This is a genomic window from Kitasatospora sp. NPDC023120 (assembly GCF_055560835.1).
This window is the reverse complement of sequence record NZ_JBVHHY010000007.1, coordinates 170,840-194,757: the sequence shown is the minus strand read 5'-3', so window position 1 is coordinate 194,757 and position 23,918 is coordinate 170,840. Positions and strand designations below refer to the sequence as shown.

Here is a 23,918-nt window from a genome sequence, read left to right as displayed (position 1 = left end):
GCACCGCCGGGCCGCCCCGCCCGGGCCCGGACCACGCCCCGCGCCGCTGCGGCAGACCTGAAGAAGCCAGGCCACGGCCCCATCCGACCATTTCTTCCGTCCGCCGAGCCGCTCCGCGAGCCGCAAATGCACAAGTCGGACATTTCGCCCGAAACCCCGCCGCACGCGGCGTCGCGGCCGCCCCACAGCCACTACGCGGCGTAGTAGCGACTGCCTTTGCGGCCCGTCCCGCGCCCTGCAAAGAATGGCCCGTCGCCAAGGCAGCGCGACCGGTCCGATCCGCCGCGCAGCCCGCCCGCCCCGCCGCTTCCGCCGGGGCGCCACGGCCGTCTCCCGGACGGCCGCGCGGGCCCCGCCCGCCCGGAGCCCGCGCGATGCCCCGCGTCCGGCACCACCGGCGCGGGCCCCGACGGAGAAGGAACGCCCGCTTCATGCAGCTCAGCCATGCCCGCCGCAACTCCCTGATCACCGGCGTCGCCACCCTCGTGGTCGCGAGCGCCGCCACCGCCGCCCTCGCCATCCCGCAGTCCGGGAACACCGTCGAGGCCGCCACCCCCGCGGCCGCCGTGTCGGTGGACGGCAAGCCGGTCGCCGACCAGGCCCAGGCTGACACCGCTGCCGCTGCCGCTGCCCAGCAGGCCGCCCAGGAGGCCCAGGCCGCCCAGGCCAAGGCCGCGGCGGACGCCGCCGCCCAGGCGGCAGCCCAGGCGGCAGCCCAGGCGCAAGCCGAGGCCGAGGCGAAGGCCCAGGCGGACGCCAAGGCGAAGGCCGACGCCGAGGCCGCCGCCTCCCGCTCGCAGGAGCGCCAGAGCCTCGCCACCACCTACTCCGGCACCCCGCAGCAGATCGCCGCGCAGATCGTCCCGGCCGGCCAGCTGCAGTGCTTCAGCAACATCGTGTTCCGGGAGAGCAGCTGGAACCCGCTGGCCGTCAACGCCTCCTCCGGCGCCTACGGCCTGGTCCAGGCCCTGCCCGGCTCCAAGATGGCCTCCGCGGGCGCCGACTGGCGCACCAACCCGGCCACCCAGATCAAGTGGGGCCTCAACTACATGAACACCCGCTACGGCAGCCCCTGCGCCGCCTGGTCGTTCTGGCAGGCGCACCACTGGTACTGAGCCGACCCGTCAACTCGACGCTTCCGGCACCCCGGCCCACGACGCACCCGCGTCGTGGGCCGGCGGCCTTGTCGGCACACGACCGAGCGGCACCGCCGCCTGACGTGGACGCGACCGGAAGGCCGCGTGAAGATATGGCGGACGGCCGTACGATTTGCCGCCAATTGCTCGGAATTACACACCGTCAGGGCTTTGCCACGGTTCGCGGACCCTCTTACGCTCCGGCGTCATGCCCTCACCCCTGATCAGCGTCGTGCTCCCCGCTTACGACCAGCACGAACAGCTCGCCGACTGCCTGGACTCGCTGCTCGCGCAGTCCCTGGCCGACGTCGAGGTGATCGTGGTCGCCGACCGCTCCCCCGAGACCGCGGGCGGGCTCGCCGACGCGTACGCGGCGCGGCATCCGCGGGTGACCGCGCTGCACCTGAACGCGGCGGTCGGGGTCGGAGTGGCCCGCAACGCGGGGGCGGCCCGGGCGAGCGGCGAGTACCTGCTGTTCCTCGACGCCGACCACCTGCTGCCCCGGGACGCGCTCCAGACGCTCGCCGACCGGCTCAAGCAGACCGGCCCGGTGGACGTGCTGCTGTACGGCCACTCCCGACGGCACAAGGACCGGGACTGGCCGGGCGGGGCCGAGGCGCTCCTCGCCGAGGCCGGCCCCGAGGTGTTCGCCCCCTTCGACCGGCCCGCGCTGTTCGGCGCACCGCCGCTGATCTGGGACCGGCTGATCCGCCGCGGCCACTGGGAGGAGCTGGAGCTCGCCTTCCCGGCCGGCCGCTACGAGGAGGTCCCCGTCGTGCACGCGGCCCTGCTCGGCGCGCGGAAGGCGGCCGTGCTGCCGCGCGAGTGCGTCCAGCTGCGCCGCCGGGAGACCGTCCACCCGGCGGGCGGGCCGGGCAGCAGCGTCTTCGACCTCTTCGAGCAGTACGAGCGCAGCTTCGCCCTGCTGGAGGACCAGCCGCACCTGTACGCGGTGCGGGACGCGCTGTTCGTCCGGATGATCCGGCACTACCTGTTCGTCTTCGACCTCGCCGGCTGCGTCACCCGCGCCGAGCGGCCGCAGTTCTTCCACCGCGCCGCCGAGCACCACCGCCGCTTCCAGCCGCCCGGGCACCGCCGGCCGGGAGGCCGTGAGGGCATCAAGTTCTCCCTGCTGGCGGGCGGCGCCTACCCGGCGTTCGAGGTCGCCAAGCTCTCCCACATCGCGAAGGGCACGCTCACCGGACGGAAGTGACCCGGGCGGAGGTGACCCGGGCGGAGGTGACCCGGGCGGAGGTGACCCGAGCGCGCCGCACGACACTCCGTTGGCGGTACCCCCGTCATGCCCGGCACCCGGACGGGGCCCCGGCTGGGATCATCGGCGGAGCCATGTCGCCGTGCCGCCCGGAGGTCCCCCGTGAGCCGTCCGTCCGCCGTACCCGGGGCCGAACTGGCCCGTGAGCTGGGCGCCGTGCTGCGCGGGGAGGTGCGCTTCGGCACCGCCGAGCGGACCGTCTACAGCCACGACGCGTCCAACTACCGGCAGCTGCCGCTCGGCGTGGTCAAGCCCGCCGACCCGGACGACGTGCGCACCGCGCTGGCGCTGTGCCGCACGTACCGGGTGCCGGTGGTGGCTCGTGGGGCGGGCACCAGCATCGGTGGGCAGGCGATCGGCCCGGGCGCGGTGGTGCTGGACTTCCGCCGCCACCTCGGCGGGGTGCCGGAGATCGACCCGGACGCCCGCACCGCGCGCGTGCAGCCCGGCACCGTCCTGGACGACCTCCAGCGCGCCGCCGAGCCGTACGGGCTGCGCTTCGGCCCCGACCCGTCCACGCACAGCCGCTGCACCGTCGGCGGCATGATCGGCAACGACTCCTGCGGCTCGCACTCGCTCGTCTGGGGGCGCACCGCCGACAACGTCGAGCGGCTGGAGCTGCTGCTCGCGGACGGCACCGAGCTGACCGTCGGCGGCCGGCTCGGGGCCGGGGAGCGTGCGGCACTGCGCGAGGTGCCCGGGAGGGTCGGTGAACTCCACCGGCAGCTCCAGGAGTTCACCGACCGCAACCTCGCCGCCATCCGCCAGGGCATGCCCCGGCTGCCGCGCCGCACCTCCGGCTACCCGCTGGACGCGCTGCTGCCCGAGCACGGCCACGACCTCGCCCGGGCGCTCACCGGCACCGAGGGCACCTGCGCGCTGGTGCTCGGCGCCACCGTCCGCCTGGTCGAGGACCCCCCGGCGCGGGCTCTGGTGGTGGCCGGCTACCCCGACGAGGGCGCCGCCGCCGACGCGGTCCCCGCGCTGCTGCCGTACCGGCCGCTGACCGCCGAGGGCATGTCGGCCGACCTGATCGCCGCCCTGCTCGCGGCCGGCCCGCGCCCGCGCGCGCTGGACCGGCTGCCCGCGGGCGAGTGCTGGCTGTTCCTGGAGACCGGCGGCGCCACCCCGCTGGAGGCCTACCAGGCCGCCCGCGAACTCGCCGACGCGGTACGGCGCGAGCACTCCGCCGCCGTCGCCCTGGTCACCGATCCCGTCGAGCAGCGCGGGCTGTGGGCCGTCCGGGAAGCGGGCGCCGGGATCGTCACCCGGCTGCCCGGGGGCGGCGAGGCCTGGCCCGGCTGGGAGGACTCCGCCGTCCCGCCCGAGCGGCTCGGCGACTACCTGCGGGACCTGCGCGCGCTGCTGCGCCGGCACAGCCTGCGCGGCGTCCCGTACGGGCACTTCGGCGAGGGCTGCGTGCACCTGCGGATCGACTTCCCGCTGGACGAGCCCCACGGGGTGCTGGTCTTCCGGGAGTTCATGGAGCAGGCGGCCGATCTGGTGGTCTCGTACGGCGGTTCGCTCTCCGGCGAGCACGGCGACGGGCAGGCCCGGGCCGAGCTGCTGCCGCGGATGTACCCGGCCCACATCATCGGGCTGTTCGGCGAGTTCAAGCGGATCTGGGACCCGGAGAACCTGCTCAACCCGGGCGCGATCGTCGACCCCCGCCCGCTCGACGCCGACCTGCGCTTCGTCACCGCCCCACGCCGCCCGCTACCGCTCACCCTCCCGTACGAGCAGGACGGCGGCAGCCTGGTCAGGGCGGTGCACCGCTGTGTGGGCGTCGCCAAGTGCGTGGACCCGACCACGGGGGTGATGTGTCCGAGCTACATGGCCACCGGCGAGGAGCGGCACTCCACCCGGGGGCGGGCCCGGCTGCTCGCCGAGATGCTGCGCGGGGAGACGATTGCCGACGGCTGGCGGTCCGAGGAGGTCCGGGAGGCACTGGACCTCTGCCTGAGCTGCAAGGGCTGCGCGAGCGACTGCCCGGTCCACGTCGACATGGCGACCTACAAGGCCGAGTTCCTGTACCAGCACTACCGGCGCCGCCCGCGCCCGCTCTCGCACTACTCGATGGGCTGGCTGCCGCTCTGGCTGCGGGCCGTCGCGCTCGCGCCGGGGGCCGCCAACACGCTGGCCCGCTCGCCGCTCGGCGGGCTGCTCAAGCACCTCGGCGGGATCGACCCGCGCCGCGTGCTGCCGGTCTTCCCGCCGGAGACCTTCACCGCCTGGTTCCGGCGGCACCGCGCCGGCAGCGCCGGTCCGGACGGGCCGGCCCCGGCGGGCGGGCGTCCGGTGCTGCTGTGGCCGGACACCTTCTCCGACCACCTCCAGCCGAACGTGCTGCGCTCGGCCGTCGAGGTGCTGGAGCACCTGGGCTTCGACGTCCGGCTGCCGTCCGGCCCGGTCTGCTGCGGCCTCACCTGGCACTCCACCGGCCAACTCGGCACCGCCCGCCGGGTGTTGCGGCGCAGCCTGCGAGTGCTGGCGGCGGACGGGCTCCCGGCCGACACCCCCGTGGTCGGCCTGGACCCGAGCTGCACCGCCACCCTGCGCGAGGACCTGCCCCGGCTGCTCGGTGCGGACGGCCGCCCGCTCGCCGAACGCACCCGCACCTTCGCGGAGTTCCTCGACGAGTACGCCCCGGACGCCCCGCTCCCCCGCATCCCGCTGGACGCCGTCACCCAGACCCACTGCCACCAGCACGCCGTCCTCGGCAGCGCCGCCGACCGCCGGGTGGAGGCCCGACTCGGCCTGGACAACCGGGTGTTGGACTCCGGCTGCTGCGGCCTGGCGGGCAACTTCGGCTTCGAGAAAGGCCACTTCGAGGTGTCCGAGGCGATCGCGGAGCGCGTCCTGCTGCCCGAGCTCCGGGCCGCCGGACCGGACACCGTGGTGCTGGCGGACGGCTTCAGCTGCCGCACCCAGATCGCCCAACTCGCCGACGGCCGCCAGGCCTTGCACCTGGCCGAGCTCATCGCCCGGGAGCTGCGCCGCGAGCGGTGACCAGTCGCCCGGCGAGTCACCCGGACCGGCGGTCGAAGCCGCGCCGCTCCGGCGCGAACGGGACGCCGGAGGCCAGTGCGCGCCCGCCGACGACCAGCGCCTCCCCCAGGAAGCCGACCCCGATCGACAGTTGGACCGGTCGGGCGTCCCGGGCGAGGCCGAAGTGCTCGGCGACCAGGGCGAAGCCGGCCATCACCGCCAGGGAGAGCGCGGCGACCACGAGGGTCCAGCCGGTGTAGCGCTGCCACAGCACGCCCCCGCGCTCGTGCACCCGGATGGTGGCGCCGCGCACCGCCCCGAGGGCGACGCCCAGCAGGGCGCCGCCCGCGACCCAGGCGTGGTCGCCCGCGCCGAGGCCGTGCCGCTGCCACAGCGCCCACAGGCCGAGGCCGGTGAGCACCACCGGCGGCGCGAACAGGTCCCGCGCGTTGAGCGGCTCACCACGCAGCCGACGGACCACCACCATGACGACCACCGCGCCGATCAGCGCCACGTGCACCCAGTTGTTCATCCCTGCTCCCCGGATTTTTTATAGCTCGGTCGTGCTAAATCAGCAATTTAGCTCGCCCGTGCTATAACGGCAACATGCCGAAGATCGTCGACCCCGAGGAACGCCGCCAGGCCGTCGCCGACGCCGTCCTGCGCGTCGCGGCCCGGGAGGGCCTGGAGCACGCCTCACTGCGCAACGTCGCCGACGAGGCCGGACTCGCGATCGGCTCGGTGCGGCACTACTTCGCCGGCAGCTCCGAGCTGATGCTCTTCGCGATGAAGGAGCTGGCCCGCCGGATCGAGGGCCGGATCCGCACCCACGCCCGCGTCCTGCTCGACCCGGCCCCGGCCGCCGGCACCGACCGGCGCGAGCGGACCGTACGACTGCTCGCCGAGACCCTCCCGCTGGACACCGAGCGCCGGGAGGAGTCCGCGCTCTGGCTCTCCTTCGTCACCGCCGCCCGCACCCGCCCCGAACTCCGGGCCCGCGCCGCCGAGATGCAGTCCGGCCTGGACGACCTGGTCCGGCGCGTCCTGGCCGGGGCCGACCGCACCGGCGCCCTGGCCCCCGGACTGGACCTCGCCCTCGAGACCCGCCGCCTCTCCGCCCTCCTCGACGGCCTCACCCTGCAGGCCGTCCAGCACCCCGACCTGATCGGCCCGGACGAGCTGCGCGCGGTGCTCCGCCGCCACCTCGACACCCTGGGAAGGGTCTGACCTCCTGACACCGCGCCAACACCCCCGTCACGATGGCGCGATGACCCTCACCACCGCCGAGGCGGACAAGCTCCTGGCCGACCACTTCGCCCCCTGGGTGCAGGCCCTGGGCCTGTCGACCGCCGAGACCGGCGAGCGCCACGCCGTCCTGCGCCTGCCCTGGTCCGACCGGCTCGCCCGCGAGGGCGGCGGGCTGTCCGGCCAGGCGCTGATGGCCGCCGCCGACACCGCCTGCGTGATCGCCCTCTCGGCGGCCCGCGGCGGTTTCGGCCCGATGACCACCGTGCAGCAGTCCACCACCTTCCAGCGGGCCGTCCTCGCCCGGGACGTCCTGGTGCACGCCCGGATCACCAAGCTCGGGCGCCGGATCGCCTTCCTCGACATCACCCTCACTCCCGAGGGAACCCGGGGAGCCGACGGCACCGACGGCACGAACGGCGCCGAGGAGCCCGCCGCCCACGCCACCGCCGTCTACGCCCTGGGGTAGCCCGGGCGTGTCACACCCGCGCGCCCGCCGGTGTCTTGATGCCCGCACCAAGTCATCGGATCAATGGAGCAGAAGCATGAGCAAGGTCTGGTTCGTCACCGGTTCCTCCCGCGGCCTCGGCCGCGCCTTCGTCGAGGCTGCGCTGTCCCGCGGCGACCGGGTGGCCGCGACCGCCCGGAACGCCGAGGACCTCGCCGGGCTGGTCGCCGCCCACGGGGACGCGGTGCTCCCGCTGCCGCTCGACGTCACCGACCGGGCCGCCGTCCACCGCTGCGTGCAGCAGGCCCGGGCGCACTTCGGCCGGCTCGACGTCATCGTGAACAACGCCGGGTACGGGCTGTCCGGCGCCGTCGAGGAGCTCTCCGAGGAGCAGCTGCGCGACCAGCTGGACACCAACCTCTTCGGCCCGCTGTCGGTCGTCCAGGCCGTGCTGCCCCACCTGCGGGCGCAGGGCTCCGGCCGCATCATCCAGGTCTCCTCGGTGGCCGGCGTCGCCGCGTTCCCGCTCGGCGGCGGGTACTGCGCCTCCAAGTGGGCGCTGGAGGGCCTGAGCGAGGCCCTCGCCCAGGAGGTCGCCGGGTTCGGCGTGAAGGTGACCATCGTCGAGCCCGGCAGCTACGCCACCGACGCGATCGCCTCCGCCGTCCGGGCCGAGCCCGACCCGCTCTACGACGGTCTGCGCGCCGCCTTCGCCGCGAACGCGCAGTCGCTCGACGTCGGGGACCCGGCCGCCGCCGGCCAGGCCCTGCTGAAGCTCGCCGACGCCGAGAACCCGCCGCTGCGGGTGTTCTTCGGCACCCAGGGGTACCCGATGCTCCAGCAGGCCTATGCCGAGCGGCTCAAGACCTGGGGCGACTGGCAGGACCTCTCCCTGCAGGCCCACGGCCGCTCCGCCCCGGCGGTCTGACGGCTCCGGCGGTCCGACGGCTGCGACACGGCCGCGGTCCCCACCCTCGCCGGGATGGGGACCGCTGCCCTCGCGTGCGTGCGGCGGCGTCAGTCCAGGGCGGCCTTGGTGGGGGCCTCCTCCGCGCAGACCGCCGACACGAACTCGGCCAGCCGGGCCTGCGGCAGACCGCGCGCGATGTCCGCCTCGCTGATCATGCCGACCAGCTCGTGCTCCGGGTGGTTGATCACCGGCAGCCGACGCACCTGGTACTGCTCCATCACCCGCAGCACCTGCTCGCAGTCCTCGTCGGCCTCCACCGTCATCGGCCGCCCCTGCGCCAGCTCCCCCGCCGTCACCGACGCCGGGTCACGGCCCTCGGCGACGCAGCGCAGCACGATGTCGCGGTCGGTCACGATGCCCAGCAGCTTGTTGCCCGGCCCGCAGATGGGCAGGGCGCCCACGTCGCGTTCCCGCATGATCCGGGCGGCGGCGGCGAGCGTCTCGTGCTCGCGGATGCACGCCGCGCCCGGGTGCATGATGTCGCTGGCTTTGGTCATGGTCCGCCTCCTGACCTGGCTTCCTCCCCCTGTCCATCGTGCTGCGGGCGGGTTGCCGACGCCACCTCTCAGGACGCCGCGTCCGGCTTCGCGCCCGCCTCCGTGTCCGGCTTCGTACCGGCGCCGTGCTCGGAGCGCCCGTCCGGCGACGCCGCGCCCTCCAGCGGCGAGTGCTCCAACAGTTCGTCCAACGGCGGCAGTTCGTGCCGGGGCGGTTCCTGGTCGAGCTCCTCCTCGGGGACCTCCCCGCTCTCCACCGCCTCCTCCACGGCCTTCGCCCCGGCGGCGACCGCGGCGGTCGTCAGCAGGTTGCGCTGCTGCACCTCGGTCGCGCTGTCCAGGAACCGCAGCAGCTCCACCGGGAAGGGCAGCACCAGCGTCGAGTTCTTCTCCGCCGCCACCTCCACCACGGTCTGCAGCAGCCGCAGTTGGAGCGCGGTCGGGGTCGAGCTCATCACCGCCGCGGCCTCCGACAGCCGCTCCGAGGCCTGGTACTCGCCGTCCGCCGTGATGATCCGCGCGCGCCGCTCCCGCTCGGCCTCGGCCTGGCGGGCGATCGAGCGCTTCATCGACTCCGGCAGCGCGACGTCCTTGATCTCCACCCGGTCGATCTCGATGCCCCACCCGAGCGCCGGGCTGTCGATCATCAACTCCAGCCCCTGGTTGATCGGTTCGCGGTTGGCCAGCAGGTCGTCCAGCTCGCTCTTGCCGATGATCGAGCGCAGCGAGGTCTGCGCGACCTGGGAGATCGCGAAGTTGTAGTCCTGGACGTTGACCGTCGCCTTCACCGGGTCCACCACCCGGAAGTAGACCACCGCGTCCACCCGCACGGTCACGTTGTCCCGGGTGATGCCCTCCTGCGCCGGGATCGGCATCGTCACGATCTGCACGTTCACCCGGCGCAGCCGGTCCGCGATCGGCACCAACGCCACCAGCCCGGGCTGGCGCACCTCGTCGCGCACCTTGCCGAAGCGGAACACCACGCCCTTCTGGAACTGCTGGACCACCCTGATGCTCAGGCTCGCCCAGATCGCCCCCAGTCCGACCAGTCCCCCGAGGACCCCCAGCACCGCATCGACGATCATCGCGGCCTCCTCGCGGCCTGCGCACACCGGAGCCTCCGACCACCGCCGGGCCCGGCCTGGGCCGGGGGCCGCCGGAGCAACTGCTTCCTCCACGCTACGTCTGCCCGGCCGCGACCGGGTCGAACCCGATCGGAACGGGACGAAACGCCCGGACGCCCGAGGGCCTGGAAGCCCTACGATCGGAGCCATGCCGACCGTGGCCGCCCCGCAGTCCCCCGCCGACGATCCCCGCGACTCCCACCACCCCGCCGAGGCCGCCGCCCGCGCCAGCGGACTCGCGGCGCTCGACCGGGTGGTCACCGGCTGCCGGGCCTGCCCCCGCCTGGTCGAGTGGCGCGAGGAGACCGCCCGGACCAAACGCCGCGCCTACCTGGACTGGGACTACTGGGCCCGCCCCATCCCCGGCTTCGGCCCGCCCGACGCCCCGCTCGTCCTGGTCGGCCTCGCCCCCGCCGCCCACGGCGCCAACCGCACCGGCCGGATCTTCACCGGCGACCCCTCCGGCGACCTGCTCTACGCGGCCCTCCACGAGCTCGGGCTGGCCAACCGCCCCGAGTCCGTCCGCCACGGCGACGGCCTGGAGCTGTACGGGGTGCGGATCACCGACCCGGTCCGCTGCGCCCCGCCCGACAACAAGCCCAGCACCGCCGAACGCGACACCTGCCGCCCCTGGATCACCCGCGAACTGCAGCTGCTGCGCCCGACCGTACGGACCGTGGTCGCCCTCGGCGGCTTCGCCTGGCAGGCCCTGCTGCCGGTGATCGCGGACGCCGGCTGGCAGCTCCCGCGCCCCCGGCCCGCCTTCGGCCACGCCGCCCAGGCCGTCCTCCCCGCCCGGGACGGCGGCCCGCCCCTGCGGCTCTACGGCTGCTACCACGTGAGCCCGCGCAACACGAACACCGGCCGCCTGACCACCCCGATGCTCCGCGACCTGCTCCGCGACGCGGCCCGCTCGGCGGGGCTCAGCCCCCGGTAGCGCGAGCACGCCCGGCCGCACGGCTCCCGAACGCCGCCCGAACCGCTACTTGAACCGCGCCAGCTTCCGCTTGCCCGCCCGCCGCCACACGCCCGGCAGCCGCTCGCGCGCCGTCTCCTGCGCGGCCAGCTGGCGGGCGTACAGGGCGCCGTAGCCGAAGGGCTCGCCGGCGGTGGGCGCCTCGGCGGCCAGGGTGGTGGCGGCGACCACGGCGTCCTGGTGTTCGCCGAGCACCTCCTGGACGGCCTTCATCCGCTCCGCGTACCGCTCGGCCCGGGCGCCGGCCTCCGGGGCGGCGGTCTCGCCGGTGTAGCGGGCCCGCTTGGCGGCCTTGCGGGCGTCGTGGAGGGCCCGGTCGCGGTCCTCGGGCCCGGCGGCGAGGGCCGTCCGGACGCGGTCGGCCGTGCGGCGCTGCTCGCGGGCGGCGATGCGGGACAGCTCGGGCAGGGCGGGGCGGGCGGCGCGGTGGCGCAGCGGCGGGTGCGCGAGGAGGGCGGCCAGGGCGTCGCCGAGGGCGCGGCGGCGGGGGCTGTCGAGGGCGGCGAGCACCTCGGGCCAGACCCGGCGGTACTCGGTCTCGCCCCAGTTCTCCAGGGCGGCGGCGACCCGCTCCGGCGCGCACTCGGCGGGCAGCTCGCGGGCCTGGGCGGCCAGCCGTTCGGCCAGCACCTCGCGGTCGCGCGCGCCGCCGAGGGCGGCGGCCAGCCAGCGCAGTTCCGCGACCAGTCGGTCCGTCGCGCCGCGGGCGAACAGCCGCCGGAAGGTCCGCAGGGCGCTGCGCAGCCGTCGGCAGGCGACCCGCATCCGGTGCACCGCGTCCGGTTCGTCGGCCCGCACGGCGTCGTCCAGTCCGGCCAGCACGGCCGCCTGGGCCTCGATCCGGGCCAGCAGGACCTGCCCCACCGTGGTCTCGGGCTTCGCCATGCGCGTCCATCCCCTCACCGGGGTCGCCGGGAACAGAATCGCCGGGAACGCTTCCAGGTTAGGGCGTGTCCGATGATTCGCGTCCGGTTGAGTGCTCGTCAGCAGGAGCGCAAGGGTCCATGCGCCCTCGTGCGCGGTGTGAGCGTCATGGCATACTCCGGAGCGTGACGACCTCCAGCCATGCGACCAGGGCCCTGCGGGCCGCGGTGTTCACCGCGCTCGCCGTGCCGATGGCCGCGTTGGGCCAGGTGGTCATCACGGGCCGCCCGCTGCCGCTGTCGCTGGTGGCCTCGGCTTGCGCCGTCGTCTTCCTGGTCGCGGCCGTGCCGGCCGGCGCGGAGCGTCGGATGCTGCACATCTCCGCCGTGATGGTGCCGGTCGAGCTGCTGCTCAACACCACGTTCAACCTGGGTCAGACCGGTTGTGGACCGGTGTTCTCCGGGCAGGTCCCCGCTCGCGGGGTGAACCTGCTGGTCTGCGGCGGCGGTTCGATGGACGGGTCGCTGCTCTCGGGCCCGCTGGGCCACGCCGGGCAGTTGGCGCCGGCGCTGACCCAACTGCTGCTCCTGCTGGTGCACCTGGTGATCGCGCTGGCCGCCGCCGCCTGGCTGCGCCTGGGCGACTCGGCGCTGTCGGGCCTGGCCCGGGCGCTGCGCGCGCTGCGCGAGTCGCTGGCCCGGCCGCTGCGTGCCCTGCTCGTCCTGCTGGTCCCGGCTCCGGCGCGCCCGGTGCTGCGGATGCCGCTGCCGGTGTCGGACCGTGCGCGGCCGCGCCGCGAGGACGTGGTGCTGAGCCCGGCACCCCGACGCGGCCCGCCCGCGTTCGCGCCTGCCTGCTGATCGCTTCCGTACCGGGTCATCCCCGTACGCCGATCCCTTCCGTACCCGGCCGGACACCGGCCCCGGTACGCCCGCAGGCAGTGCGCACGACTCCCGCGTTCCCCCGACCCCGCCGCACCCGGTGCGGCTTCCCGCGCGCACCCGCGCGCCGCGTACAGGAGTTGACTTCCCATGGCTCAGGCCCCCAGCAAGCAGCAGGCCAAGCGCATCAGTGCCCGTGAGCGGATCCAGGAGGCGCAGCGCCGCGAGCAGCAGACCGCCAAGCGCCGTCAGCGGATCGTCGTGACGGTCTCCGCCGTCGCCGTGCTCGCCCTCGCGGGCGGTGCCGCCGTCGCGATCAACTCGGCGTCGAAGAAGGACGACAAGGCCGCCGCGGCCGCGACCTCGGCGCCGCTGGTCGTCCCGGCGAACACCAGCGGACCGAACGGCACGGTGATCACGTACGGCAAGGCGGACGCCCCGCACACCATGGAGGTCTACGAGGACTTCCGCTGCCCGGTCTGCAAGCACTTCGAGGCGGCGAACGGCGAGACGGTCAAGAAGCTCACCGAGGACGGCCAGGTCAAGGTGGAGTTCCACCTGGCGGCCTTCCTGGACAAGAACCTCGGCGGCAAGGGCTCGCGCACCGCGCTGGCCGCGGCCGGTGCCGCGCTGAACGAGGGCGTGGACAAGTTCAAGCAGTTCCACGACGTGCTGTACGCCAACCAGCCGGACGAGCGCGAGGACGGCTTCGGCGACACCGACCGCATCCTGGACCTGGCCGGCCAGGTGCCCGGGCTGAAGACGGACGCCTTCGTGAAGGCGGTCACCGACAAGACGTACGCGCCGTGGGCGGCGAAGGTCGCCGACGCGTTCAACGACAGCGGGGTGACGGGCACCCCGACGGTCAAGGTGGACGGCAAGCCGGTGACGCTGTTCGCCGGCAAGTCCGTGGTCACGCCGGAGCAGTTCACCGCGCAGGTCAAGCAGGCCGCCGGCCTGCAGTAGGCCGGGCCCTTCGCACCGCACCGCACGGCACCACCGGCCCGGCCGAATTCCCGGCCGGGCCGGCCCCTCCCAGCCAGCCACCGGAGTGTGCTGCCATGTCCGCCGCTACCACCGTGCACCTCTCCCGTCCCGCTCCCGACGCTGCCGGCCGGGCCCCGATCGGAGCGAGCCGGGCCTACGCGCTCCTGCTGTTCCTCGGCGGGCTGCTCGGGCTGGCCGCCTCGGCCGTCCTGACCTTCGACAAGCTCCGTATCCTGGAGAACCCCTCCTACATCCCCAGCTGCAACATCAACCCGGTGATCAGCTGCGGCTCGGTGATGCGCACCGAGCAGGCGGAGGTCTTCGGGTTCCCCAACCCGCTGCTGGGCCTGGCCGCGTTCGGCGCCCTGGCGGCGATCGGGGCGGGGCTGCTCGCCGGTGCCGCGTACCGGCGCTGGTTCTGGCTGGGCCTGCACGCGGGCACCGCGCTGGGCGTGGTGTTCGTGCACTGGCTGATCGACCAGGCGCTGTACGACATCGGCGCGCTGTGCCCGTACTGCATGGTGGTGTGGGCGACGGTGGTGGCGCTGTTCTGGTACACCACGCTGCACAACCTGCGCACGGGCGTGCTCCCGGTGGGTCCGCGCCTCGCGGTGGTGGTGCGGGAGGCGGCCCGGTACCACTGGGCGCTGCCGGTGCTGTGGGCGGCGGTGATCGCGCTGCTGGTGCTCAACCGGTTCTGGTACTACTGGAGCACCCTGCTCTGACCGGTCAGCCGAACACCGCTCGCCGGTAGGCGTTGCGCAGATCGGTCAGCGGCTGGGTGACCCGGTCGTGGTGCACCTTGTTGGTCAGCAGCAGCGCCCAGCGTCCGAGCCGCCGGGAGACCCAGAAGCCGGTGCCGGTGAAGCCGTAGTGGACGAAGGTGCCCTCGGCCGGCTCGGTGCCGGGGGCGTAGAGCCAGGACAGGCCGCGGGCCGGCTCCAGTCCGCCGGTCTGCTCGCGCAGCGACTCCTCGGTCCACGGCCCGCCCCACGGCAGTCCGGGCAGCGGGGCGAGCAGCGCGGTGAGGAAGCGGGCGAGGTCGCGGGCGGTGGAGAAGGCCCCGGCGTTGCCGGAGACCCCGCCGAGCAGCCGGGCGGAGGGGTCGTGGACGACGCCGCGCAGGTGGCCGCCGGACCGCTCGTCGTACTCGGTGGGCGCCGTCCGGTCGGCGAGCGCGGCGTCGAGCGGCCCGTACCGGGTGTCCGCCATGCCGAGCGGGTGCCAGGCCCAGCGCGCGGCGAGCGCGTCCAGCGGCGCGCCGCCGAGGTCCTCGACCAGGTACGCGAGCAGCACGGCGGCGCGGTCGGTGTACTCGACGGCGGTACCGGGTTCGCGGTGCAGTGGCGCACCCACCACCCCGGTCCGGATCGCCGCGCGGTCGCGCCCGTAGAGCTGCTCGAAGCGGGTGTACGGGAGCATCCCGGCCGTGTGGGCGAGGAGCTGCCGGGCGGTGACCGCACCGGCGGGGCGCCCGGCGGCCGGCGGCCACCAGCGGCCGAGCGGTTCGTCCAGCGGCAGCCGCCCCGACTGCCACAGCACGCCGGCGCAGGGCCAGAGCGCGACGATCTTGGTGAGGCTGGCGAGGTCGTACAGCGTGTCCGGCCCGGGCACCAGCCGCGCGTACGGGCCCTGCCCGAGCACCCCGTGGCTGCCGCCGCCGAGCGCGCCCCCGGCGTCGCCGACGGCCCAGACCGCGCCCGCCCCGACGGTGCGCACGCCCGCGCCGACCAGCCGGTCCAGCTCCCCGCCGGGCGCGGCCAGGGCGGGGAGCCGATCGGCTCCGGGTGCTCGGTGGCTCATCCCGTCTCCCCTCGGCATCGTCAGGGCGACGGGAGCGTACCCGGCGGGGCGGCGGCTCAGACCGCCGCGGCGAGCTCCTTGCCGAGGCAGACGTTCAGCGGGTGGTCCTTGTAGAGGCCGAACTGCCGGATCGCGGCGTAGCCCTCGGACTTGTAGAGCGCGATGGCCTCGGGCTGCTCGGTGCCGGTCTCCAGGATGAACCGGGTGCGTCCCGCCTCGACCGCGGTCTGCTCCAGCCGGCGCAGCACCGCCCGGGCCAGGCCCCGACCGCGGGCGTCCGGCACCACGAACATCCGCTTCAGCTCGGCGTCGCCGTCGCGCAGCCCGTCCGGGCCGGCCTGCTTGGCCCGCCAGCCGCCGCAGGCGACCGGGCGGCCGTCCAGGTAGGCGATCAGGAACAGCCCCGCCGGCGCGTCGAAGTCCTCGGCGCGGATCTCGGTGAAGTCGGGGTCGCCGTAGCGCCGGACGTACTCCTGCTGCACCTCGGCCGACAGGGCCTGGGCGTCGGCGTGGGCGAAGCCGGTGATGCGGAACTCGACGAGGCCGGTGTCCTTGGTCGCGGTGGTGTCCATGGTTGAAAAGCCTACGATCTCCGCTCAGCGGGCCTCGAACCGGGCGACCAGCTCGTCCTTGCCGAACATCCGGGCGGTGTCCAGAGCGCTCGGGGTGCCGGCGAGCGGGTCGGCGCCGCCGGCCAGCAGGGCGGCGAGCACGTCCTCGGCGCCCTTGAAGACGGCTCCGGCCAGCGGGGTCTGGCCGCGGTCGTTGGCGAGGTTCGGGTCGGCGCCGCGCTGGAGCAGCGCTTCGACGGTGGCCGCGTGACCGTGGTACGCGGCGAGCATGACCAGGGTGTCGCCGCGGTCGTTGGTGAGGTCGGCCGGGGCGCCGGCGTCCAGGTAGGCGGCCAGGGTGTCGGTCTCCCCGGCACGGGCGGCGTCGAAGAGCTTCCCGGCGAGCGCGATCACCTCGGCGTCGGGGGCGTCGGCGGGCTGCTGGCTGGCGGCGTCGGTCATGGTGGGCGGCCTTTCCGGTCGATTTCGTCGGGCGGTCTCGGGCTGCGCCCAGGGCACGGTAGCGGCCGGTGCCGGAGCGGGCCAGCCGTGTCCGTGATCCGGATGACGGCCCGGGCCCGCCACGACACGCGGCCGCCCGGGTCGCGCAGCCATTCGAGCGAACTTCCCGGACCCCCCGGAAACTTCCCGCCCACCCCGCGGGAATGCCTCCGCGCACCGAATCCCCACGGCAACCGGCCCCCACCCCGGCCGGTTCGCATACCGCCGTCCGGCTTCCGGAACGGTATTGGACGGCAGAACCACCCATTTGCACCGTTCCATCATCTATTACTTTTTGTCACGATTAATGCACTTTCCGTAACACCCCCGCTTGTCCCCCCTCCCGAGGAGCGCAACGTGATCCTCTCGATTTCCGGCATCGTCTTGTTCGGCACCATCGCCTTTCTCTTCTTCCGCAGGGACGGACTAAAGGTCTCCCACGCCATCGTCTGCGCCCTGCTCGGCTTCTACGTCGCCGGCTCGTCGATCGCCCCCAGCATCACCGCGGGCGGCGCCAGCCTCGCGAGCCTGCTCAGCGGCATCAGGTTCTAGCCGCCGCCACTCCCCCGTACCGGCCCGGGCGCGGATCCCACCGCCCCGGGCCCCGTCGTACCCCACGCCCGCACCCCACCCGTCCCACCCGGGGAGTCAAAAGGAATGCCGCTCCACCGCCACCTCAGCAAGGGCCGAGAGATCGCCCGGACCGCCGGGGACCACGCCTCCGACATGTTCGCCCCGCTCTCCGTCATCGGCCGCGGCATGCGCCACCACGTCGCCTGGGCCAAGGCCCGCTGGCAGGCCACCCCCAAGGAGCGCCGCGGCCCGACGGTGTTCCTCACCGCCGCGATGCTGGTCGGCATCTACCTGCTGCCGCACGGCCTGCTGTTCGCCCTGATCGCACTGATGGCCAGCGCCGCCTGGGCCGGGCGCTCCCCCAAGGCGCCGCCCGCCCCGCCCACGCCGGACGTCGCCGACGTCAAGCTCGGCGCCCTCTACGCCGCGCTCACCCCGTACCTGTGCGGCCCCGAGGACGCCAACCCGCTGTACCACTTCGAGGGCAGCTACCAGAAGGCCTTCGACTCCTGGGAGTTCGACGGCGAGGGCCGGCTCTCCCGGCTCGACCTGACCTACCCCGCGTACTTCACCGACACCGAGCCGGCCGCCCGGGCCCGGATCGAGCAGGTCGTCCAGGGCAAGGCCGGGCGGGCCCGGGAGTACCGCTTCGACTGGGACGAGGAGTCCAACCGGCTGCGGATCACCGCCCTCGCCCCGCTGCCCGCCGACATCATCGCCCAGCGCTTCGTGACCGCCCCCGGCGAGATCGTGCTGGGCTTCACCGACGAGGACGGCACCGCCCGGACCATCCCGGTCACCCGGGGCGGCACGACCGTCCAGCAGCCGCCGGTGGTCTGGCGCACCGGCCCGCGCTCCTCCGAGCCGCACCTGCTGGCCCTCGGCGTCACCGGCTACGGCACCTCCAGCCTGCTCCGCTCGATCGCGCTGCAGGCCCTCCCGTACGCCGACCTGGTGGTCGTCGACGGTGCGGGCACCGGGGAGCACGCGTGCCTGGTGAACCGGCCCGGGGTGCACACCGTGGAGACCAGCCTGCACGGCGCGCTGGCCGCCCTGGAGTGGGCCGTCCAGGAGACCGACCGCCGGCTCACCGCGCTCAACGCCGCCCGGCACGCCGGCTCCGCCCCGCCCGAGGACGTCACCCGGCCGCTGTGGCTGCTGCTGGACCACCCGACCGAGCTGAGCGAGCTCGCCCAGGCCGAGGGCCGTCCCGACCCGCAGGACCTGCTGGAGCTCCCGCTGCGGCACGGCCGGGCCGCCCGGGTCACCGTGGTCATCGCCGACGACGTCGAGGCCCGCGACCGGATCACCCCGACCGTCCGCGCCACCACCCGGGCCCGGGTGCTGCTCGGCCCGGTCGGGCCGGACGACGGCCGCGCCGCGCTCGGCGCGCCGCTGGACATCGTGCCCGCCGCGCACGCCCCGGTCGGCCGCGGCTACGCCCGGATCGGCAACGGCACCCCGGTCCGGCTGCAGGTGCCGGCCACCGTCGACCCGCTGGACGACGAGGCCCCGGCCCAGCTGCGGGAGGCGGTGATCGCCCTGCTGCCGCACCGGGACACCCGCACCGAGGCCGCCGCCGGGGTGCCGCCCCGCCCGGAGCGCCCGCCACTGGCCGTACCGGTCGAGCCGGCCCCGCGGGCCCGCCCGGTCGACCTGGCCAAGGGCGAGCCGATGATCCGCTCGCGTCCCATCTCCTGACCGGCCTCCCGGCTCCGGATCGGGGGCGGCGAACGCGGTCGGACCCCGTCCCGGTACGCTCGTCACAGAAAGTCCGCACGATCGCCCGATGTGAAATAGGTGACACCTGGAGTGATATCACCGGCCAGATGTGACAAATCGGGCGCAGGTGGGTACAAACAGGGGCGGCACTACAGACGACGCATGTCCCGGGACGGGAATCTTCGTCGGAAGCCGAGCGTTGACCGAACGACGAAGAACAGCGACCACTAGTCCTGTGGGCCATAAGCCCGGGAGGCACGATTCATGAGCGAGCGAGCTCTCCGCGGCACGCGACTCGGGGCCACTAGCTACGAGACCGACCGTGGTATCGATCTGGCTCCCCGCCAGACCGTCGAGTACGCATGTCAGAACGGACACCGATTCGAGGTTCCTTTCTCGGTCGAGGCGGAGATTCCCGCAGTCTGGGAATGCCGCTTCTGTGGCCAGGAGGCAGCACTCCTCGACGGTGACGAGCCGGAGGAGAAGAAGACCAAGCCGACGCGCACCCATTGGGACATGCTGATGGAGCGCCGGACGCGGGAGGAGCTGGAGGAGGTGCTGGCCGAGCGGCTGGCCGTGCTCCGTTCCGGTGGGATGAACCTCGCGGTGCACCCGCGGGACACCCGCAAGAGCGCCTGACCTCGTCCCCGCCCCGAGCGGGGAGGACGCGAAAAGGGACCCTGGTTTCCAGGGTCCCTTTCGCGTTGTCGGGCCTCGTCGGCATGGTCGGGGTTCGTCGGCGTTGTCGGCGGGCCTCGTCGGCGTTGCTCGGGCCGTCCGTTCCCGGGTGGCCCGGTCGGCCGCCCGGGGGAGGCCGACCGGTCGGAATCAGCCCGCGATCGGCGGGCGGTAGGTGGTGTCCGGGCCCTGCGGGCCGCGCGGGCCCGCCTCGGGCTCGACCACCTCGCCCTGGATCACCTTGCCGTCCGGGCGGTGGATGCGCAGCTGCTCCTGCAGCCGCACGGCGTCCGCGAACGGGTCCGCGCCGACGCCGACGGTGCTGTGCAGCGCCTTGTCGGCGAGCCGGCGCCCGGCCGCCCGCCACAGCGCCCGGGTGGGCGGGAACAGCAGGGTCAGGGCCACCAGGTCCGACAGGAAGCCGGGGACGATCAGCAGGACGCCCGCCAGCACCGTCATGCTGGTGCCGGTCTGCGGCTGTTGGGACTGCGGGTTCTTGCTCTGCTCGATCGCCGCCGACAGCGCCTTCAGCCCCGCCCGCTTGATCACCGAGCCGCCGGTCACGGCGCCCACGATGAGCAGCAGCAGGACGGTGAGGCCGCCGAGCCACGAGCCGACCAGGACCAGCAGCCAGATCTCCAGCACCAGCCAGGCGGTGACCAGCAGCGGCAGCACCCGGCGGAGCCTGCCGCGCGGGGCCGGACGGGTGGGGGTAGCTTGCTGCGTCACGGTACGGATCCACTCCAAGCGGTGCTCTGCGCGCCGCACGGGAGGTCCGGGCCGGCTACGGCACCACCCGGTCCAACGCTTCCCGCCCGGCCGGTGTTCCGGCGCTTCCCCTCCGACGGCGGCCGACCAGCACCGCGGCGCCGCAGGCCAGCAGGCCGCCGATCGCCAGCGTCCACTCGGGGGCGGCGCCGACCCGGTCGGCCACCGTGGTGCCGTCGCGCAGCGGGACGGACGCCGACAGCTCGGCGGCGGTCAGCTCCTCGGTGCGCTGCTGGACGGTGCCGTCCGGGGAGATCACCGCGCTGATGCCGCTGGTGGCGGCGATCAGCACCGCCCGGCCGTGCTCGACGGCCCGCAGCCGGCTCATCGCGAGCTGCTGCTCTGGCTGGCCGGTCTTGGCGTAGGTCGCGTTGTTGGTCTGGACGACCAGGACGCGGGCGCCGCTGTCCAGGGTGTCGCGGACGATCTCGTCGTACGCCACCTCGAAGCAGATGACGTCGCCGATCCGGGCCGGGCCGAGCTGCATCACGCCGTTGTGGTCGCCGGGGTAGAAGTCCCGGGCGACCCGCTGGAGACGGGTGATCACCTTCATCAGCTGGGCGCGGAAGGGCACGTACTCGCCGAAGGGGACGGGGTGCTGCTTGGTGTAGGAGGCGCCGGGGCCGGTCTGCGGGTCCCAGACGATGCCCTCGTTCTGGACGTGCTGCGCGTCCGGGCCGTCCACCAGGGTGCCGACCAGGGTCGGCACGCCGATCGCCTTGACGGCCTCGTCGATGCGCTGACGGGCCAGCGGGTCGCTGAACGGGTCGAGGTCGGAGGAGTTCTCCGGCCAGATCACGACGTCGGGGCGCTCGACCTTGCCGGCCGCGATGTCGGCGGCCAGGCGCTCGGTGGCCGAGGCGTGGTTGTTGAGGACCATCATCGGACGGCCGAGGAAGTCCATGCCCGGGTTGGGCACGTTGCCCTGGACGATGGCGACCTTCACGGTGTCGGCCGCGGCGGTCGGCACCGGGACGAGGTAGCCGGCGAGCAGCGCGGCCACCGCGCCGAGCGATGCCAACGCCGCGGCCTGCGGCGCCTTGCGCGGCCCGCGCAGGCGCACCGCGGCCCAGGCGAGCAGGGCGCCGGAGAGGGCGACCGCGAAGGTCACCAGCGGCGCGCCGCCGAGCGCGGCCAGCGGGGTGTACGGGGTGGCGGTGTTGGCGAAGGCGAGCCGGCCCCAGGGGAAGCCGCCGAGCGGCAGACGGTCGCGGGCCCACTCCTGAGTGATCCACAGGCAGGCCGTCCAGAGCGGCCAGCCGGGCAGCCGGGAGGTGAGGGCCAGTCCGCCGCCGAGCAGGGCCAGGAACAGCGACTCGACGACGGACAGGCCGACCGTGGCGTCCCAGCCGACCACCCGCAGCCAGCTGAGCAGCATCAGGAAGAACGGCAGACCGAAGGTGAAGCCCGTCCACATCCCCTGGCGGAAGGTGCGGCCCCGGGTGAGCAGCGACAGCGCGGCGACGCCGAGCAGCGACAGCGGCCAGAGGTCGTACGGGGGGAAGGCGAGGGCGAGCAGCAGGCCGGCGAGGGCCGCCAGGCCGGTCCGGGGCAGCCCGGCGCGGACCTTGGCGAGGGCACGGGCGCCGCGGCCCGGTCGGGGCGCCGGCTCCGGGGACTCGGGCGCGGTCCCGGACCGCTCCTGGGTGACGGGAATGGCCACCGGCGCACCATCTTCCTGGGGCTTGCTGTTCGGACGCTGTGCGAAGAAGGTACCCCGGAACGTCGGTGGGGCGTGAGGTGAGGGTGGTGGGGCCCCGGGCCTCCGGGGCCCCACCGGCGGTCAGCGTTCGGCGTAGCGGATCGGGCCCAGCGGCCAGTGCTCGGTGAGCCATGCGGAGACGGCCCGGTGGAGCGGGGCGTCCAGGTGGGCGCGGTCGGCGCGGACCCAGGAGCTGACGGCGACCACGGACGGCTCCTCCTTGTCCGGGTAGATGTAGACGCAGCCGATCACCTCGTCCCGCTCCGGCTCCAGGACGGTGTAGGTGAAGCCGGTGCGGGCGGCGAAGTCGGCGGCGTGGCGGCGCAGGTCGGCGAGGTTCCGCTCCGGCGGCATCCCGTCGACGGGCGGCCAGTCCCGGCCGACGAAGCCGGGGGTGGCGCGGATGTGCTCGATGCTGCCGGTCCAGGCGGCGAGGTCGGAGGCGTTGTGCTGCTCGCCCAGGGGCTCCAGGCGGAACTCCGGGGCGAGCAGCTCGCGCGGGACGGTGAAGTCGGCGGGCACCAGCGGGTCGGTCGTCATGGTGATCAACCTACGGGCCGGTGTGCCGTGTCCTCATCCGAGTAAGCGCCGTACCGAGCGCCGCACGGGGTTCAGCGCTGGTGCACCGTGCGGCCGCGGACCACCGTGCGCAGGCAGGTCGGCAGCGGGTGGCCCGGGGTGAGGTCGGGCAGGCCGGGGGTCCCGGAGCGCGGGTCGGTGGACCAGCCGGCCACCCGGGAGTCGGGGGCCTGGACGACCAGCTCGGCAGCGGCCCAGATCGCGTAGCTGGCGACCGCGCCGGGCACCAGCACGCCGTCCTGGTCGCGGCCGATCGCGCGCCAGCCGCCGCGGGTGTGGGCGGTGAAGGCGGCGCGGACCGAGATCCGGTGGTCCAGGGTCCGGTGGAAGGCTGCGGCGCGGACGGTGCCCCAGGGGTCGAGCGGGGTGACCGGGGCGTCCGAGCCGAAGGCCAGCGGGACGCCCGCCCGCAGCAGGGCGGCGAAGGGGTTGAGGGCGGCGGCCCGCTCGGCGCCCAGGCGCTGGACGTACATGCCCTCCGGGCCGCCCCAGGCGGCGTCGAAGGCGGGCTGGACGGAGGCGGTGAGACCGAGCTCGGAGAAGGCGGCGATGGACTTGTCGTCCAGCGACTCGGCGTGCTCGACGCGGTGGCGCAGGGCCTTGACCCGGCCGGCGCCGACCCGCTCGCCGGCCGCCCGGACGCCCTCGATCACGGCGGCCATGGCCGCGTCGCCGATGGCGTGGAAGCCGGCCTGCAGCCCGGCCTCGGTGCAGGCGGCGACGTGGTCGGCGACCTGCTCGGCGGTCAGGTAGGCGGTGCCGGTGTGCTCGGCGTCGTCGTACGGGGTGTGCAGGCAGGCGGTGCGCGAGCCGATCGCGCCGTCCACGAAGAGGTCGCCGCCGGCGCCCACCGCGCCGAGCCGGCGGGCCGTCTCGACCCCGCCCAACTCGCCCCAGTAGCCGAAGACTTCGGGTCCCTCACCCTCGGCGGCGAGGGCTAGCAGGGCGGCCAGGTCCTGCTCGGAGGAGATCTCCGGACCGGCGCACTCGTGCAGGGCGCCGATGCCGAGTTCGGCGGCCCGGGCCAGGGTGGCGCGCTGGGCGCGGCGGCGCTGCTCGGGGGTGAGGTGGGCCAGCGCGGTCTGCCGGACGGCGTGGTGGGCGTCCTTGGTGAGCGGGCCCTCGGGGTGGTGGCCGGGCCGCTCGGCGAGGCCCTCGGTGAGGGTGCGCAGCGCGGTGGTGGCGAGCGCGGAGTGCACGTCGGTGCGGGAGAGGTAGAGCGCGGCGCCCCCGGCGGCGGCGTCGAGTTCGGCGAGCGTGGGCGGGCGGCCCTCGGGCCAGCCGGTCTCGTCCCAGCCGTGGCCGATCAGCACCCCGCCGGTCTCGCCCCGGGCGTCGACGAAGGCGGTGACGGCCGCCAGGGCGGCGGCCAGTGAGGGGCTGCCGGTGAGGTCGAGGCCGGTGAGCGCCAGGCCGGTGGCGGTGGCGTGCACGTGGGCGTCCACGAAGGCGGGGGTGACCAGGGCGCCGTCCAGCTCGACGATCTCGTCGGCGGTCGCGGCGTACGCCTCGGCGGCGCCGTCGCTGCCGACCCAGGCGATGTGCTCGCCCTCCACGAGCATCGCGGTGGCGAAGGGGTCGGCGGGGCTGTAGACGGCGCCGCCGCGCAGCAGGACGGTCCGGGAGGTGCGTTCGGTCATGACGCCAAGTCT

24 protein-coding genes are annotated in these 23,918 nt (G+C 74.7%); 13 read left to right on the top strand and 11 right to left on the bottom strand.

Features of this window, described 5'->3' with window-relative positions:
- Window positions 1-431 precede the first annotated feature (431 nt).
- The 3 genes from ACZ3TI_RS12835 (at window position 432) to ACZ3TI_RS12825 (ending at window position 5,418) form a co-directional block, all read left to right on the top strand.
- Complete coding sequence (locus ACZ3TI_RS12835; RefSeq protein WP_465726231.1) at window positions 432-1,115, top strand: aggregation-promoting factor C-terminal-like domain-containing protein; 684 nt, start codon at window positions 432-434, stop codon at window positions 1,113-1,115.
- Between the two features lie 229 nt (window positions 1,116-1,344).
- A complete protein-coding gene (locus tag ACZ3TI_RS12830; protein ID WP_465726230.1) occupies window positions 1,345-2,349 on the top strand; it encodes a glycosyltransferase family 2 protein in 1,005 nt (334 codons plus the stop codon).
- A gap of 87 nt (window positions 2,350-2,436) precedes the next feature.
- Entirely contained in the window at window positions 2,437-5,418 is a 2,982-nt protein-coding gene (locus ACZ3TI_RS12825; protein WP_465726229.1) for an FAD-binding and (Fe-S)-binding domain-containing protein, read from the top strand.
- Window positions 5,419-5,434: 16 nt separating this feature from the next.
- Here the strand turns inward: ACZ3TI_RS12825 and ACZ3TI_RS12820 are convergent, their stop codons facing one another.
- Window positions 5,435-5,929 carry a DUF1453 domain-containing protein gene (locus ACZ3TI_RS12820; RefSeq protein ID WP_465726228.1) on the bottom strand — a complete coding sequence of 165 codons (495 nt, stop codon included), beginning with the start codon at window positions 5,927-5,929 and terminating at the stop codon, window positions 5,435-5,437.
- A 74-nt stretch (window positions 5,930-6,003) separates the two neighbouring features.
- Between ACZ3TI_RS12820 and ACZ3TI_RS12815 the strand changes: the two genes are divergently transcribed.
- From ACZ3TI_RS12815 to ACZ3TI_RS12805, 3 genes are all read left to right on the top strand, one after another.
- Window positions 6,004-6,624 (top strand): TetR/AcrR family transcriptional regulator, encoded by a 621-nt coding sequence (locus ACZ3TI_RS12815; RefSeq protein ID WP_465726227.1) that lies wholly within the window; start codon window positions 6,004-6,006, stop codon window positions 6,622-6,624.
- Between the two features lie 40 nt (window positions 6,625-6,664).
- Entirely contained in the window at window positions 6,665-7,111 is a 447-nt protein-coding gene (locus ACZ3TI_RS12810; protein ID WP_465726226.1) for a PaaI family thioesterase, read from the top strand.
- Window positions 7,112-7,187: 76 nt separating this feature from the next.
- Complete coding sequence (locus tag ACZ3TI_RS12805) at window positions 7,188-8,018, top strand: SDR family NAD(P)-dependent oxidoreductase (protein ID WP_465726225.1); 831 nt, start codon at window positions 7,188-7,190, stop codon at window positions 8,016-8,018.
- 89 nt (window positions 8,019-8,107) lie between these two features.
- Here ACZ3TI_RS12805 and ACZ3TI_RS12800 read toward each other — a convergent pair whose 3' ends face one another.
- Window positions 8,108-8,557, bottom strand: coding sequence for a CBS domain-containing protein (locus ACZ3TI_RS12800; RefSeq protein ID WP_465726224.1), 450 nt, complete (start codon window positions 8,555-8,557; stop codon window positions 8,108-8,110).
- Window positions 8,558-8,625: 68 nt separating this feature from the next.
- Window positions 8,626-9,642: a slipin family protein gene (locus ACZ3TI_RS12795; protein ID WP_465726223.1), complete on the bottom strand. Its 1,017-nt coding sequence runs from the start codon at window positions 9,640-9,642 to the stop codon at window positions 8,626-8,628.
- A gap of 187 nt (window positions 9,643-9,829) precedes the next feature.
- Here ACZ3TI_RS12795 and ACZ3TI_RS12790 point away from each other — a divergent pair, with 187 nt between their 5' ends.
- Window positions 9,830-10,618 carry a uracil-DNA glycosylase gene (locus ACZ3TI_RS12790; RefSeq protein ID WP_465726222.1) on the top strand — a complete coding sequence of 263 codons (789 nt, stop codon included), beginning with the start codon at window positions 9,830-9,832 and terminating at the stop codon, window positions 10,616-10,618.
- A 45-nt stretch (window positions 10,619-10,663) separates the two neighbouring features.
- Here ACZ3TI_RS12790 and ACZ3TI_RS12785 read toward each other — a convergent pair whose 3' ends face one another.
- Window positions 10,664-11,542, bottom strand: a complete 879-nt coding sequence (locus tag ACZ3TI_RS12785) for a CHAD domain-containing protein (protein WP_465726221.1) — start codon at window positions 11,540-11,542, stop codon at window positions 10,664-10,666.
- 164 nt (window positions 11,543-11,706) lie between these two features.
- Here ACZ3TI_RS12785 and ACZ3TI_RS12780 point away from each other — a divergent pair, with 164 nt between their 5' ends.
- From ACZ3TI_RS12780 to ACZ3TI_RS12770, 3 genes are all read left to right on the top strand, one after another.
- Entirely contained in the window at window positions 11,707-12,381 is a 675-nt protein-coding gene (locus ACZ3TI_RS12780) for a hypothetical protein (protein ID WP_465726220.1), read from the top strand.
- A gap of 171 nt (window positions 12,382-12,552) precedes the next feature.
- The gene (locus ACZ3TI_RS12775; protein WP_465726219.1) at window positions 12,553-13,368 is read left to right on the top strand and encodes a DsbA family protein; all 816 of its coding nucleotides are present in this window, start codon (window positions 12,553-12,555) and stop codon (window positions 13,366-13,368) included.
- A 95-nt stretch (window positions 13,369-13,463) separates the two neighbouring features.
- Window positions 13,464-14,114 carry a vitamin K epoxide reductase family protein gene (locus ACZ3TI_RS12770; RefSeq protein ID WP_465726218.1) on the top strand — a complete coding sequence of 217 codons (651 nt, stop codon included), beginning with the start codon at window positions 13,464-13,466 and terminating at the stop codon, window positions 14,112-14,114.
- A gap of 4 nt (window positions 14,115-14,118) precedes the next feature.
- Here the strand turns inward: ACZ3TI_RS12770 and ACZ3TI_RS12765 are convergent, their stop codons facing one another.
- Genes ACZ3TI_RS12765 through ACZ3TI_RS12755 form a run of 3 tightly spaced genes read right to left on the bottom strand, consistent with a single transcriptional unit; the run spans window position 14,119 to window position 16,205 of the window.
- Entirely contained in the window at window positions 14,119-15,192 is a 1,074-nt protein-coding gene (locus ACZ3TI_RS12765) for a serine hydrolase domain-containing protein (protein WP_465726217.1), read from the bottom strand.
- A gap of 56 nt (window positions 15,193-15,248) precedes the next feature.
- Window positions 15,249-15,764 (bottom strand): GNAT family N-acetyltransferase, encoded by a 516-nt coding sequence (locus ACZ3TI_RS12760; RefSeq protein WP_465726216.1) that lies wholly within the window; start codon window positions 15,762-15,764, stop codon window positions 15,249-15,251.
- A 24-nt stretch (window positions 15,765-15,788) separates the two neighbouring features.
- On the bottom strand, window positions 15,789-16,205 hold the full coding sequence (locus ACZ3TI_RS12755; RefSeq protein ID WP_465726215.1) for an ankyrin repeat domain-containing protein: 417 nt from the start codon (window positions 16,203-16,205) through the stop codon (window positions 15,789-15,791).
- 396 nt (window positions 16,206-16,601) lie between these two features.
- Here ACZ3TI_RS12755 and ACZ3TI_RS12750 point away from each other — a divergent pair, with 396 nt between their 5' ends.
- The 3 genes from ACZ3TI_RS12750 (at window position 16,602) to ACZ3TI_RS12740 (ending at window position 19,178) form a co-directional block, all read left to right on the top strand.
- Window positions 16,602-16,796: a hypothetical protein gene (locus tag ACZ3TI_RS12750; RefSeq protein ID WP_360491714.1), complete on the top strand. Its 195-nt coding sequence runs from the start codon at window positions 16,602-16,604 to the stop codon at window positions 16,794-16,796.
- Window positions 16,797-16,901: 105 nt separating this feature from the next.
- Entirely contained in the window at window positions 16,902-18,518 is a 1,617-nt protein-coding gene (locus ACZ3TI_RS12745; protein WP_465726214.1) for a hypothetical protein, read from the top strand.
- A gap of 285 nt (window positions 18,519-18,803) precedes the next feature.
- Window positions 18,804-19,178 carry an RNA polymerase-binding protein RbpA gene (locus tag ACZ3TI_RS12740; protein WP_030058371.1) on the top strand — a complete coding sequence of 125 codons (375 nt, stop codon included), beginning with the start codon at window positions 18,804-18,806 and terminating at the stop codon, window positions 19,176-19,178.
- A gap of 189 nt (window positions 19,179-19,367) precedes the next feature.
- Here the strand turns inward: ACZ3TI_RS12740 and fxsA are convergent, their stop codons facing one another.
- From fxsA to ACZ3TI_RS12720, 4 genes are all read right to left on the bottom strand, one after another.
- Window positions 19,368-19,946: an FxsA family membrane protein gene (fxsA, locus tag ACZ3TI_RS12735; protein WP_465726213.1), complete on the bottom strand. Its 579-nt coding sequence runs from the start codon at window positions 19,944-19,946 to the stop codon at window positions 19,368-19,370.
- Window positions 19,947-20,001: 55 nt separating this feature from the next.
- Window positions 20,002-21,648, bottom strand: a complete 1,647-nt coding sequence (gene lnt, locus ACZ3TI_RS12730) for an apolipoprotein N-acyltransferase (RefSeq protein ID WP_465726212.1) — start codon at window positions 21,646-21,648, stop codon at window positions 20,002-20,004.
- A 120-nt stretch (window positions 21,649-21,768) separates the two neighbouring features.
- A complete protein-coding gene (locus ACZ3TI_RS12725) occupies window positions 21,769-22,227 on the bottom strand; it encodes a GNAT family N-acetyltransferase (RefSeq protein ID WP_465726211.1) in 459 nt (152 codons plus the stop codon).
- Window positions 22,228-22,298: 71 nt separating this feature from the next.
- Window positions 22,299-23,906 carry an amidohydrolase gene (locus tag ACZ3TI_RS12720; RefSeq protein ID WP_465726210.1) on the bottom strand — a complete coding sequence of 536 codons (1,608 nt, stop codon included), beginning with the start codon at window positions 23,904-23,906 and terminating at the stop codon, window positions 22,299-22,301.
- Window positions 23,907-23,918 lie beyond the last annotated feature (12 nt).

Coding starts and splice junctions, on each gene's coding strand:
- ACZ3TI_RS12800 (WP_465726224.1), bottom strand. CDS start 8,557: ATGACCAAAGCCAGCGACATCATGCACCCGGGCGCGGCGTGCATCCGC.
- ACZ3TI_RS12755 (WP_465726215.1), bottom strand. CDS start 16,205: ATGACCGACGCCGCCAGCCAGCAGCCCGCCGACGCCCCCGACGCCGAG.
- ACZ3TI_RS12795 (WP_465726223.1), bottom strand. CDS start 9,642: ATGATCGTCGATGCGGTGCTGGGGGTCCTCGGGGGACTGGTCGGACTG.
- ACZ3TI_RS12830 (WP_465726230.1), top strand. CDS start 1,345: ATGCCCTCACCCCTGATCAGCGTCGTGCTCCCCGCTTACGACCAGCAC.
- ACZ3TI_RS12835 (WP_465726231.1), top strand. CDS start 432: ATGCAGCTCAGCCATGCCCGCCGCAACTCCCTGATCACCGGCGTCGCC.
- ACZ3TI_RS12745 (WP_465726214.1), top strand. CDS start 16,902: ATGCCGCTCCACCGCCACCTCAGCAAGGGCCGAGAGATCGCCCGGACC.
- ACZ3TI_RS12815 (WP_465726227.1), top strand. CDS start 6,004: ATGCCGAAGATCGTCGACCCCGAGGAACGCCGCCAGGCCGTCGCCGAC.
- ACZ3TI_RS12790 (WP_465726222.1), top strand. CDS start 9,830: ATGCCGACCGTGGCCGCCCCGCAGTCCCCCGCCGACGATCCCCGCGAC.
- ACZ3TI_RS12760 (WP_465726216.1), bottom strand. CDS start 15,764: ATGGACACCACCGCGACCAAGGACACCGGCCTCGTCGAGTTCCGCATC.
- ACZ3TI_RS12805 (WP_465726225.1), top strand. CDS start 7,188: ATGAGCAAGGTCTGGTTCGTCACCGGTTCCTCCCGCGGCCTCGGCCGC.
- ACZ3TI_RS12770 (WP_465726218.1), top strand. CDS start 13,464: ATGTCCGCCGCTACCACCGTGCACCTCTCCCGTCCCGCTCCCGACGCT.
- ACZ3TI_RS12765 (WP_465726217.1), bottom strand. CDS start 15,192: ATGAGCCACCGAGCACCCGGAGCCGATCGGCTCCCCGCCCTGGCCGCG.
- ACZ3TI_RS12785 (WP_465726221.1), bottom strand. CDS start 11,542: ATGGCGAAGCCCGAGACCACGGTGGGGCAGGTCCTGCTGGCCCGGATC.
- ACZ3TI_RS12725 (WP_465726211.1), bottom strand. CDS start 22,227: ATGACGACCGACCCGCTGGTGCCCGCCGACTTCACCGTCCCGCGCGAG.
- ACZ3TI_RS12820 (WP_465726228.1), bottom strand. CDS start 5,929: ATGAACAACTGGGTGCACGTGGCGCTGATCGGCGCGGTGGTCGTCATG.
- ACZ3TI_RS12775 (WP_465726219.1), top strand. CDS start 12,553: ATGGCTCAGGCCCCCAGCAAGCAGCAGGCCAAGCGCATCAGTGCCCGT.
- ACZ3TI_RS12825 (WP_465726229.1), top strand. CDS start 2,437: ATGCCCGGCACCCGGACGGGGCCCCGGCTGGGATCATCGGCGGAGCCA.
- ACZ3TI_RS12740 (WP_030058371.1), top strand. CDS start 18,804: ATGAGCGAGCGAGCTCTCCGCGGCACGCGACTCGGGGCCACTAGCTAC.
- ACZ3TI_RS12810 (WP_465726226.1), top strand. CDS start 6,665: ATGACCCTCACCACCGCCGAGGCGGACAAGCTCCTGGCCGACCACTTC.
- ACZ3TI_RS12720 (WP_465726210.1), bottom strand. CDS start 23,906: ATGACCGAACGCACCTCCCGGACCGTCCTGCTGCGCGGCGGCGCCGTC.